The sequence below is a fragment of the Saccharopolyspora sp. MMCC62 genome (assembly GCF_057736575.1).
The window spans coordinates 684,001-697,584 of sequence record NZ_JBYKCM010000004.1; the positions used below are offsets into that span (position 1 = coordinate 684,001).

1 protein-coding gene (only partly in view) is annotated in these 13,584 nt (G+C 73.5%); it reads left to right on the top strand.

Annotated features, from left to right (window positions below; translation table 11 throughout):
• Window positions 1-13,563, top strand: the 3' end of a protein-coding gene (locus AC29IT_RS13285; protein WP_488218866.1) for a WXG100-like domain-containing protein. 49,314 nt of this gene lie to the left of the window's left edge; the window shows 13,563 of its 62,877 coding nt (coding positions 49,315-62,877); its start codon lies beyond the left edge, outside the window; it ends in the stop codon at window positions 13,561-13,563.
• The last annotated feature ends 21 nt before the right edge of the window (window positions 13,564-13,584 follow it).

Genomic DNA, 13,584 nt, shown 5'->3' on the forward strand with positions numbered 1-13,584 from the left:
GCGCTCGCCGAGCGCTACCTGGGGCCGGAGCCGCACCGCGCGCTCAGCACCGACCCGACGTCCCGGTGGTTGCAGTCGTACGAGCCGCAGCGGGAGCGCTACGACTCGCGGGTGCAGGCCGGGCTGGAAGCCGCCGCCGAGAACCTGTTCGACGAGAGCCGCGGCCGCACCCGCGACGGCGGTGGCGCGGAGTCCCGGGACGTCTCGCCGTTCACCCGCCTCGAAGGCGACCCGCCGCCGCGCACCGAACCGCGCACCGAACCGGACGCCGAGCCGGCGCGCACCCCGGCGGAGGACGCCCAGCACGGCTACGACGCGGTCGTGCCGACGGAGCTCGCGCTGCCCGAGCAGCAGGTGCGGGACCGGGCCGCCGAGCTCACCTCCTTCGGCGACCCCGCCGCGCTGGAGCGGCACGCCCTCAACGCGGGCACCCCGGACCTGCTGAGCAGGCTCGGTGCCCGGATCGACGCGCTGCCCGACGACGCCCGCCGCCAGGAGCTGCGCTCGCTGGTCGCGGACGCGGTGCTGGCCGCCACGGCCGTGCCGGTGCACACCACCGAGCTGTCCCGCAGCCGGACCGACCGGGCACCGCTGCGCCCGATCACCCCGTCCCGGCTGGACCAGCTGCTCGTCGACGCCGAGCAGGCGCTGCGCGTCGGCCTCGACCCGCTGCGCACCGCGGGCCAGGAGCTCACCGAGATCGGTTACCGCGCCGACGAGCCGATGCCGGCGCGGCTGGCCCGGCTCGGGCTGCTGGCGCTGAACTCGCCCGCGCGGCAGGCGACGCTGGCCGAGCCGCTGTTCAGCGTGCTGCTGGCGAACCCGGAGGCGCTGCTGAACTCCTGGTTCGGCGCCACCGGCAACGAGCGGCAGCTGTTCCTGAACACCTGCCTGAGCGCGGCGGTCAACTCCGAGGTGCGGGCGTCGGTGCCGACGCTGGCCGGGCTGCTGCAGGTCGGCCGCGGGGTCGCCGACGCGACGCTGCACGACCTCGCGAAGGTGCACCCGGACCAGCGTTCCCGCTGGGAGAACCTGACCGGGCGCAGCTACGAGGACATGGTCCGCAGCCGCGTCGACGAGTCGAAGGCGGCCTTCGCCGGGCTCCGGGCCGACGCCCTGCGGCTGGTCCGCGAAGACGGCGACCGCGCTGAGTGGGCCGAGCTGACCGACCGGTGGTCGCGCACCATGCAGAAGCTCTCCGGCGCCTCGCTGCGCGACACCCCGCCGGTGCTGACCCGGCAGCTGTTCCCCGGCCAGTGGGCGCTGAGCGGGGTGCTCGCCGCGCCGCTGGCCGTGGTGGACCGGCTCCGCCGCCGCCTCACCGGTGTCGACGCCGCCACCTACACGCAGGCGCTGCGGACCCAGTTCGCGCTGGAACCGGACGCCTCGCCGTTCGGCGGCCACGACGCGCACACCGCGGGTCGCGGGGGATCGGCACCGCTGGCCGGGCACCTGGCCACCGCCGAGGGCCGGGCCGACTTCTGGCAGCGGATCGCCGAGCGCCACGGCGCCGTCGTCTTCACCACCGGCCACGGGGTCTTCGTGCGCGCCGCCGAGCACGACGGTGCGCAGGTCTTCGTGATGCACGACCCGATGTTCAACGGCTCCACCCGGTTCGACGGGGAGGCGTTCGCCCGCTGGGCGGAGGACAAGTGGGCGGAGGTCTCGCCGCGCCTGCTGCCGGACGAGGACGAGGGCACGTCCTCCGACGACGGCGGCCCGCCGCGCGACGACGACGAACCGGACCAGGGCTCCGACGGGGAACCGCCCGCCCGGGACCCGGAGGACGCCGAGGACGCCGACGGCCCGGCCGGGGAGGAGCGGGACGGCACCGACTCCGAGCCGGACCGGTCCTCCGACCCGGAGCCGGAGGCCGCGCGCTCCGACCGGGACGGTGCCGAGTCGACCCGCACCGAACCGGGCGAGGAGTCGACCCGCAGCGACGTGGGCGACGAGTCCGCCCGCACCGAACGGGGCGACGAGTCCACCCGCAGCGACGCCGACCCCGCCGAGCCGGAAGGCCTCCGCGCGGAGTCGGAGACCTCGCGCACCGACGTGGCGAACTCCCGCCCGGACCAGGAGAACGCGCGCGTCGAACCCGAGAACTCGCGGACCGAGCCGGAGGGCGCGCGGACCGAGGACTCCGCGGAGATCGCGTCGGAGCACCCCCGGACCGAATCGGCGGACACCCGCACCGGCCAGGACACCACCCGCGAGCAGGACCGCGTCGGCGAACCCGCCCGCGAGACCGCGGAACTCGCGGGGGAGACCGCGCGCGACACCCCGCGCACCGACCCGGCCGAGGCCGGTCTGCCCACCCCGCCCCCGCGGGCGCACCTGCGTGCCGCCGACTCCGATCCGACCCCGATCGGCGCGCTGCCGCGCGACCTCGACGGCACCGAGCGCGCGGGCACCCCGGGGCGCGAGCAGGCGAGCGACCGCACCGGCGACGCCGTGATCGACATCGACGGCACCGCCCCGCTGCAGGGCCCCCGCACCGAGCGCACCCAGCTGGTGGCGGACCTGGTGCGGCACAACGCGGTCATCGCCGACAAGATCGACGGCACCGCGGTGCGCCACGACGTGCGGGCCGAGCTGGAGGGCGCGGGCGTGCCCGCGGACCGGGTCGAGGCGCTGCTCGACGGCCTCTCCGACATCGCGCTCAAGGACGACTTCAAGACCCTCACCCACGAGGGCCTGCGGCTGCGGTCCGGCCACGGCGCGGCCGCCGTCGAGGTCCACGTGCGGCTCAGCACCGCCGACGACACCGCGCCGGACGCCACCGGCACGCCGACCGAGGGCAAGCAGGACTTCGCGCACGGCACCGACGTCGTCGCGGGCGGCGCCTACGGCAAGACCACCGGCGCCAAGGCCTCCGCACCGCGCCGCGACGGCGGGTTCACCCACTTCCTGTCGCTGCCGCTGGGCACCCGGTTCCCGGTCCGCACCATCGACCCGACGGTCGGTTTCCGCGGCGCCACCCCGACCTCGTCCTGGATGCACTCCGACACCACCGAGCTGGAGCACAGCGCCAGCTACACGCCGCCGAACACCTGGTCCGGCAGCACCCACGACCTCGTGCACGAGGTCGTGGTGCGGTACCCGGACGACACCTCGGTGCTCGCGGGCAGCCGGCCCGGTGGCGCGGAGCTGAGCATGCCGGAGATCTTCACCGAGCTGGACCCGGCGGCGGCCAAGGCGAACGGCGGCCCGCGCGCCACCTTCGTGCGCGGCGACCCGGCGCTGTTCGACGTGCTCACCGACGTGGTGGGCGAGCACCCGGACTGGCGGGACTCGCCGGGCACGCTCAACTCGCCGGTGCGCAACGACCTGCTGGAGCTCAGCGGCGGCAAGAACCTCTCGCACCTGGGCAACGACGTGCTGGACGGCACGACGATCACCAAGGCGCTGGAGACGCACAACAGCGCCGGGCGACGCCGCACCGCGCAGGTCGAGATCCGGCTGCGCCAGAGCGGCGGCCGCGGGTTCGCCGCCCCGCTGCAGCCGGACCCGGAGACCGCGTCCCGGGCAGGCAGCGACTCGGCGGACTCCTTCCGCACGGCGCCGGAAGAGGCGCCGGAGGAACCCGGCAAGACGATGCTCACCGAGCAGGGCCGCGGCTACAAGCACGAGGCCTCGCACACCGTCGGCTCCACCCAGCCGTTCAACGTGAACGCCGGTCTCGGCCTCGGCTTCAGCTGGAGCCTGTTCGACAACCCGGACACGCACCAGCCGAGCTACGTGCACGGCGACCGGCTGGACCTGCGCTTCGACGGGCGCGCGTTCCGCTCCAGCGGCCAGGACCGCTCGTCGGTGCTGACCACGGAGAACACCGCGGCGACCACCTGGTTCGGCAGCGGCAGGCTGCACGGCGTCGCCAGCGACCTCGACTACGACATCACCGTCCGCTTCGACGACGGGCAGGTGCTGGAGCGCACCCACCACGTGCCGGAGGGCGCGACGACCTGGACGCTCGCCGACGACCCGGCGACCGACGCGGCGAAGGACGCCGAGGACGCCGGCCACCCGGACGAGGCGAACGAAGCGCCGTTCTCCCCGCACAAGGTGATCGGCGCCGCCGAGACGCACTTCCCCGACGCCGACCGGCTGCGGGAGTCCGTCCGGGACCGGCTCCCGGCGGACGTGGTGCGCGACTTCGCGGGCACGAGCCGGAACGTGCGCGTCTCCGACAACGAGGTGGCGCTGACGCACTTCCTGTCCGCGCGCGGGCTGCTGGCGCACTCGCCGGAGCTCAACGGCGACGGGATGTCGTTCCTGCTGGGCCGCGGCGACAGCGCGCGGGCCGGGATCCCGGACGACTTCCTGCGCGTCGTGGTCCGCGCCGTCGACCCGGTCGAGCACGCGTGGACGGCCTGGGACGGGGAGCCGCCGATCGACCGGGACGGTGGCGAGCCGTCGGGTGCCGAGCGCGATGGGGCCGACCTCGACGGTGCCGAGCCGGCGGGGATCCCGACGATCACCGTCACCGACGTGGACGCCCCCGCCGGGCGCGCCGCGGAGAGCGCCGACGGCAGCAGCGCCGCCCGCCGCTACACGCCCGACACCGACCGGAACGCCGACGGCTCCGGCTGGGGCGAGGCCACGCTGCGCGGCGAACTCCAGCAGAAGAGCCGCATCGACCACTCCGAGACGGTCCGCGGCGCCACCACCGCGGGCGGCAGCTCCGGGGTGCGCGCGGGCGTCGGTTCCTCGCGGATCAACCGGACCCTCGAGTTCACCGGCGGCTACAACCGCTCCTTCGGCGGCGAGCAGCGCACCCTGGAGTCCTCCAGCGGGCAGGGCCGCGGTTTCGGCTGGGCGGGCACGAAGTTCAGCTCGCACTCGCGCCAGGTCGACTACGAGGTGTCCCTGCACGGCGAGGGCGTCGCGGAGACCTTCACCGTGCGCGGCGGCGAGGCCACCACCTACCGCAGCGGCCGCACCCGCCTCACCGAGCCCGGCCTCGGCCGCGACGGCGCCACCGATCGCGACGGCGCCGTCGATCAGGGCACGGTCGCCGACCGCGACACCGCCGTCGATCGGGACAGCGCTGCCGACCGCGACAGCGCCGCCGATCAGGACAGCGCCGACGACCGCAACAGCGCCGACGACACGTCCACTGACACCGACAGCACCGCCGACACCGAGCTCACCACCGACACCGACGCCGAGGGCGGCAGCGGGTTCCACCAGGTCGGGCACGACAGCCCGCGGCGGCCCGAGGGCTGGAAGCCCGCCTCGCTGCCGGACCACTTCGCGGTGCACGGCTTGGACCTGACCCCCGGTCGCGCCGGCCGCATCACCGGCCACCTGCTCGGCGAGAGCCCGGCGGGCGCGCAGGTGGCCGAGCAGCAGGTGCACGCGTTCACCGGCGAGGACTCGGTCGCGGTGAACCTGGACCGGGTCACGACCGGCACCTACCGCACGCCGGTGCACCGCTACGCCGAGGGCGAGTTCTTCAGCTTCCGCAACCGGGTCGGCGACGCCGCGATGCAGGTGGCGCTGAGCAACCCGCGCGTCTCGGGCCCACCGACGAAGATGACGTTGACGTTCATCGGCAAGACCACCGGCTCCACCGGGCACGGCGCGGACCGCACCCGCAACGACTACACGTTCGGCAACGGCCGGATCAGCGCGGCGCCGATCAAGAAGTTCTACCTGCTGCCGCAGACCGGCTACGGCTACTCGCGCTACGACGTCGAGGGCGAGTCGTTCAAGCAGGAGCACGAGCACACGACCACGACCACCTACGACGGCCCGGCCTACCTGGTCACCTTCGACACGACGACGCTGCTGTCGGCCCGCGACGTCGACCACACCGGCGCCGGCCCGTACGACGGCCGCCGCGTCGGCGACTGGCAGCACTCCGAGGCACACCGGCGGGATTCGGTGCAGGTGTGGGTGCCTGCCGCGGAGATCGACCAGATCGGGTTGCCCGCGGGCTGGGACGCCGGGCACGAGCAGGCGAAGGCCGACGCCCGTGCGAACGCCGAGTCCGGCCGGGACGCGGCCGCGACCCGCGAGGACGGCGGTGCCCGCGAGGACGGGGCCGACCGGGCCGCCCGGGACGAGGACGGCGCGACCGGCGAGCGCGACGGCGCGGACGGCACCCGCTCCCCGGCGGACACCGCGGCGCGGACCGAGGGCGAGCAGGCGCGGACCGAGGACGAGCAGGCGCGGACCGAGGACGAGCAGAACCGAACCGACGACGAGCGGAACCGCACCGAGGACGAGCAGAACCGCACCGAGGACCCGGCCGAGAGCCGCCGCGCCCCCGCGATCACCCTCGACGGCCACGCCTCCCCGAGCGTGCGCCCCGAGGTCACCGAACGCCTCGTCGCCCAGATCAAGGACGCGCTGCTCAAGGTCGACCCGGACGTGGTGCCGCGCTCCGACCTGGCCCGCTTCACCCGCTTCCTCACTTCCGGGATCGCGGAGGGCGTGCGGCACGTCGCCTACGGCGCCGGGCACCGGGTCGCGTCCGAGGAGCTGGCCCAGCAGGTGCTCGGCGAGGTCTCGCCGAGCGGGGTGGCGCGGCTGCTACCGGACCTGGTGGGCCTCGGCAAGGAGTGGTCCACCTCGGTGGACGGCCCGCTGGGGTCGTCCCGGGTGACGCTGGCACTGCGCGCCCGGATCGGCGAGGGCCGCTTCGACGGGACCGACGAGGGCTGGTCGGACAACCACCAGACGAAGGCCACCACGACGGAGGGCAGCAGCTCCTCGGCCAGCCGCTCGCACAACGTGAACTTCTCGGTGCGCAGCCCGATCTACACGAACCAGCAGATCGCGCGGTCGGTCGGCACCGGCGCGCAGACCACCGGTTCGCTGGCGGAGACGACCAAGCGCACCGCGGAGTCGGTCCGCGAGCGCACCACCTCGCAGTTCACCAACGGCGACATCGCCCGGTTCAGCCACCCGATCGAACTGGAGCTGGAGGTCCGCAAGACCTCGCACGCCAACCACGCGGCCCGCTCGCTCACCGGCGGCCTGGTGGACTGGGCGATGCCGGGCGTGCAGACCACGACCGTGCGGCTCGACCCGATCCCGGACGCGGTGCGCAGCTACCACCCGGAGGGCGAGAGCAAGCCGGGCGAGCGCGAATCCCAGCCGGTGACGGGCTTCCCGGAGGCGCACTACTCGCGGGTCGGCGCCCGCCAGGTCGCCGGGCTGGTCCGCGACGTCGTGGACGGCGTCCCGACCGGCGAGCACGTGAGCACCCCGCCCGCCGTGCCCGCCGAGGCCACCTCGGCCCGGCAGGCCATCAACACCGGGGCGAACGCCTCGGCGCTGTCGGCGCACCTGCCCGCGGCGCTGGAGGAGTCCGGTTACCGGATCGAGGGCCTGGACCACGACGCGCGGCACTGGACCGCGGCCGGGCAGCGGCATCCGCTGAGCGCGCTGACCTTCCACGCGGAGCTGAAGCAGGCGCGGGTCACGCCCGCCGGCTACACGCCGCTGGAAGGGCTTGAGATCAACAAGACCGAGGTCACCCGCGGTTCGGCGGGCGACGAGCGCTCCGCGGGTCCGATGTGGAACACCGCGATGGTCTCGGCGCCGCTCACCCTGTTCCCGCGGCCGAAGCCGGGATCGAGCTGGGAACCGGGCACCGCGATCACCGAGATGGGCGAGGTGTTCGGCCGCGGGCCCGCGATGAGCTGGCAGCGCACCGACGCCGCGACCCTCAGCGGGAAGAAGACCGAGGACATCACGCTCTCCGACGGCGAGGTGTACCTCGTCGAGGCGCGCACCGAGTGGACCGTCACCCCCGAGTACCGGGGCGAGGCGCCCGCCGAGTGGAGCACGCCGCGCACCGCGCAGGACACCGTCTACGTGCGCACCGACGCGAACGGGCTGCGCGCGATGGGCCTGGAACCGCCGAAGAAGGACGACGAGGGCTCGACCACCGACGCGGACGAGTTCTTCGACGCCGAGGACGGTTCGGCGCCGCGCGACGGCGAGAGGACCGCGCCGCGCGACGGCGACGAGTCCGTCCCGCGCGATGGCGAGGAGACCGCCCCGCGCGACCCGGCGTCCGAGCGGACCGCACGGCTCGACTCCGACCGGCCCGCGGGCCGCGACGCCGCCGAGTCCGCGGGCCGCGACGCCGAGCAGCGCGCGGGCCGCGACGCCGATTCCGAGGAGTTCTTCGACGCCGAGGAGCACCTCCCGGGCGAGCGGCGCGCGTCCGACGCAGACCTCGACGTCTCGATGCGGTTCGCGGACAACTACTACCCGCAGGGCTACGGCCGGGGCAGCCACTACCAGTACCCGCAGGGCTACGGCAGCGGCTCGCACTACCCGGCGTCCAGCGGCTACGACCACGCCGCCACGCCGGGCACCACCGTCCCGATCGCCTCGGACTTCTCCGACCCGCGGTCGAAGATCTTCGGGCGGGACGACCGCGGCCGCAAGCTCGGCATCCCGCTGAGCCAGATCGACTACGAGATCATGCCGTCGAGCGGGGACTACAGCAGCGGCATCTCGTTCCGCCGCACCGGTTACTCGCTCACCGAGTCCTCCGACCGGTTCGTGGCGACGCTGCCGGGGGAGCGGGTGGTCGACGCGGCGGCGCACACCACGCGTCCCGGGGACGTGCAGCTGGACGGCAACGCGTTCTTCGTGGACGCGGCGCGCGCGGGCGAGGGCTACGAGATCAGGCTCCGCGACGGCACGCCGGTGACGATCAGCCAGGAGACGCTCGGCGCGATCGTGTCCCGCGTCAACGACTTCCGCGCGTTCAACCGGGAGCGCAACTCCGCGGGCGACCCGGTCCCGCTGTCGGTGGTCGTGCTGAGCTCGCCGCGCGCCAAGGTGTCCGGGGTGCTGGCGCAGCTGCGCGAGGAGGGCTTCCAGGGCGAGGTGCTGCGGCCGCGCGGCGACGTCACCCAGCTCACCGACGGCCGGTTCGGCGTCGCGGGCAACGAGGGCTGGAGCCGCTACGGCCCGGGCAGCAGCAGCTCGAAGTTCGTGTACTCCAAGGGCAACGTCCGCAACATCAAGTTCTTCGAGCGCTACCTGCCGAACGCGGAGTTCATCCCGGACCACGACAAGGCCATCAAGGTCACGGACAAGAACTGGAAGGAGTACTGGATCACGCCGAGCGAGGCGCGGCCGAAGGCGTTCACCACGCGGGCCGGCGGGGTCTGGCGCGTCAACGGCCTGTCGTTCGTCGGCGAGAAGCACGAGGTCCGCACCGACGCGGCGATCGCCGCCGACCTCGACGGCTTCACCCGGGTCGTGCGCACCCGCCCCGGCGAGGGCATCTCCGACAAGCTCGTGCACCGGCTGCCGAAGCTGTCCCCGGAATACGACCCGACGGCCCGGCTCGCGGCGCTGCCGTGGCAGCTGGAACGCCGGAACGTCCTGGACGTGACGACCGGCAAGGTCAAGACCGTCCGGACCGGCCCGGCGCTGCTGAGCTCGCACGGCAACGCCGAAGAGATGACCATGCACATCAAGCGGGGCGACCAGCAGCTGGAGATGTGGCTGCCCGGCAGCTCGTTCATCTACATGCTGGTGCAGCAGAAGGAGTTCCAGGACCTCTACGCCGCCAACCCCGGCGTGGAGTTCGCGGTGACCGTCTGCGAGGCCGGGGCCGAGGGCGCCAAGGTGCTGCCGAAGATGATGGAGATGGCGAAGCGGTTCAGCATGCCGAACCGCTTCTTCACCGGTGCCGACACGATCAGCATGATCAAGCTGGAGGACAAGGACTGGAAGGGCGCCACCATCGGCGTCGCGAACAACAAGGGCTGGGTGTCCGCCTACGTCGCCGCCGACGGCCAGATCGTGCAGAACTCCTACCCGCACACCCGGTACTCCGACGAAGAGCTGGAGACGCTGCCGTTCCGCTCGAAGATCTCCAGCGGCGGGCACAACCACCGCGGCGCCGGGCCGGTGCCGCTGAGCACCGAGTACTTGAACCCGAACGTGTCGGTGCGGGCGCAGGACGAGCAGGGCAGGCCGGTGACGCTGCCCATCGACCAGATCGGCTACCGCCCGACCAGCGGGGAATCCGGCCTCGGTGTCGCGTTCGGGCGGCCGGAGTTCCGGCTCGACGGCGACGCGGACCGGGTCGTGGCCACCATGCCGGGCGAGACCGTCGAGCAGGCCGCCGGGCACGAGAAGCGGCCCGGCCACGAGACCGCGCTGCCGAAGGGCGCCAAGTTCTACGCCGAGGTCGCGAACACCGACCGCGGGTTCCAGGTCCCGCTGGTCGGCGGGCGCCACGCGTTCCTGCGCGGCGACGCGCTGGCCGCGGTGATCGGGCAGATCCCCGCCGCGAACGGGTTCCTGAACCGCGGCGCGCACCTCGCGCTGCTCGCCGACGACGTGGCTCCGGCCGAGGTCGTGGAGGGGCTCACCGCGCAGGGCTTCCAGAGCTCCGTCATCTCCACCGGCGGCAAGGTCGGCCAGCTGCCGGACGGGCGCCTCGGCGCCGCCGACAACGCCGGGTTCACCACGACCCGCGCCGACGGCACCGGCAGCGCGCACGGTCGGTACTCGGCGGGCAACGTGGCGAACATCGCGTTCTTCGAATCGGAACTGCCGCGCAGCTCGCACATTCCGGACGCCGACGCCCCGATCCGCGGCACCGACCTGGACGGCAACCCGTTCGAGTTCTTCCCGCACGAGGTGCACCGCGCCGGGTACCGCACCGGTGACGAAGGCGGCGGCCGCACCACCGCCATCGACTTCACCGGCACGGACCGCAGGCCGAACTTCGTGGTGAACCCGTTCAAGGTCCTCGCCGAGCAGGCGGACTCGATGCCGCAGGTCGCCCGCACCCGGCCGGACGAGGAGTTCAGCAAGACCTCCGCGTCCGAGCCGCGCAAGCTCGACACCCACGACCCGAATCGGCGGCTCGTCGACGCCCCGTGGACCCCGACGAAGATCGAGGTCACCGACCCGGCCACCGGGCAGCGCAAGGTCGTGGACGCGGGCCCGAACATGCTCGGCGGGCACGGCAGCGAACACCACGTCGGCGTGCTGGTGAACCGGGACGGCGTCGAGCACAAGGTCCGGGTCAGCGGCGCCGACTACGTCCGCACCCTCGCGCAGACCCCCGAGTTCCGGGAGATGCGCCGGGCGAACCCGCACAGCCCCTACCTGCTGACCGTGTGCAAGGCGGGCGGCGACGGCGGCAGCACCTTCTCCTCCGCGGTGCGCGAACTGCGCTCGATGTCGGTGCGCAACGAGGTCATCGCGGCCCGCGACGTGCTGGACCTGACGGTCACCGGGCGCAGGCCGCTCGTGTCCGTCGTGGACAACAAGGGCTGGGTGAGCAGCAGGCTCGACGACGGCACCGAGAAGACCGTGCTGCACGAGGGAACCCGCTACTCGGCGGCCGAGCTGGCGTCGTTCGCCGGCCACGGCTCGAAGGACGAGCCCCGCCGGAGCTCGACGTCCGCCGGCCCCGAGCGCACGCCCGCCGAGCACTCGATGTCCTTCGGCGAGGACGGCGGCCCCAGCGCCCCCCGCGGTCCGCGGCCCGGCCGGGAGGCGATCATCGCCGAGGTCGACAAGGCGGCCAAGGCCTGCACCTGCAAGCAGAACAAGAAGCAGTGGGGCCGCGTCACCAAGGACGTGGTGATCCGCTACGCCCGCAGCTACGAGGGCGACCGGACCGGGCAGAGCCTGCGGCACCTCGACCGGCAGATGTTCAACGCGGTCGTCGACGCGGAGCAGCGCGCGCGGGAAGGGGACACCGCCCCGGCCGCGGACGGGCGGAAGACGCCGGCCGCGATCGCCGAGCAGGAGCTCCAGACCATGCTGCACAACGGGCACCTGGTCTTCGCCAGCAACTACAACCGGTCCGTCTTCCGGCTGCACGACGTGCTGAACGAGCTCGGCGGCGGTGGCCGCGACGCGGACCTGGGCGGCAGCGACGCCCTGCAGCGGCTGGTGCAGCAGGACTTCGGCGAACCCGGCCGCGCCGGTGCCGACAGCGACGGCGAGGCGCCCCCGGCCGCGCCGCCGAAGAAGGGCCCCGGCAAGCGCGCCTCCGTCGTCGACGACCCGAGCGGCAAGCGCCGCCGCACCGTCGACGGCACCGACGAGTCCGCCCAGCTGCCCGGTGGCAAGGCGCTGCGCGAGATCGAGCGCCAGCGCCGCGACCGGCAGGCCATGCTGAAGGTGCGGGAGGGCCTCACCCCCGACACCCGGGCGATGGAAGTGGACGGTTCCGGGAAGGAAGTGTTCAAGCGGGACAACGAGACGCTGCAGGCGCTGCGCGAGGCCTCGCACATCCGCCTGGTCGACGTCTCCAACGACAAGGCGAACGACCCGGCCTACCGCGACTACCTGGCGCAGCTGCTCTCCGACGACGACGATTACGCTGGCTACGCGTACCTGGTGCACGACGGCGAGGGCGTGGGCAAGATGCACGCCGAGCAGAAGCTGCTCCAGCTGCTGCAGAACGCGGGGATCACCGCGGACGCCCAGGGCGGCCCCACTCACATCCGCGGCACCAAGCGCCCCTGCGACCCGTGCCGGTCGCTGCTGCGCTACTTCCGGGACAAGGTCGGCCTGGACCTGCGGTTCAACGACCGCGGCAACCACTACTACCGGGAGTCGCTGGAGACCGGGGTGCGCCACCTCGCCGGGTACGACGAGTCGAACGGCCCGGACCTCGGCGACCACCTGCGGCGCGGGCTGGGCGACCCGGAACGCGTGATGTACATGTCCGCGCCGAAGCACACCCGTCCCGCGCCCGCGAACTCCGCACCCGGCCTGCAGGACGTCGAGCGCGGCGCCGAGGGCGGCGAGCAGCAGCGCTACTCGGTGCCGGAGAAGACCCGCGACGCCCAGGGCGAGCCGGTGCTGGAGTTCCCGCCGGACTCCGACATCCAGGGCATGGTGGACACCCCGTCCAGCAGCGAGGCCGAGGACGACGCGGCCATCACCGACCTGGTCTCGCACACCCGGCACCTGCGGATCGGCAACCGGGCGGGCGCCGAGGCACCCGAGCTCAAGGAGCCCAGCGCGGTGCGCAAGCAGCGCGAGCAGGCCCACTTCGACGCCGTCGTCGCCCCGCAGCTGGAGCACGCGGCGGGCGAGGCGTTCTGGCGCGAGGTCGAGGCCCGCCCGCCGCGCGGCGGCAAGTTCAAGCTGGAGTTCCCCGACGCGCTGCGCCACAAGATCAAGGAGCTGCTCGACGAGACCCCGGAGCTCAAGCCCCGGATCTCCGAGCGCCTCCGGATGACCACGATCGCGATGGACAAGCAGCTGGACAAGATCGGCGGCGGTGCGACCCGCAAGCTGGCCTACCGCGTCGAGAACATCCAGGGCGCGGAGTCCCGCCTCGACACCGCCATGCCCGCCGAGTTCCGCGCCATGTGGGAGGCCGAGAAGCGGGCCGCGGCGAACGAGGGCCGCGACCCGAAGAAGCTGGACTCGAAGAAGGTGAAGTTCACCGAGGCGTTCGAGGACGTGCTGCACGCGATGGTCTACGAGGACGAGAAGAAGATCTCGATCAACTCGATCGCGCAGTACCTGCTCATGCCGGAGAACACCTTCAAGAACCGGATGCAGAACATCGCCAAGAAGCGCGGCGCCGGGAGCTAGCCCGGGAGCGGGCGCAGCAGG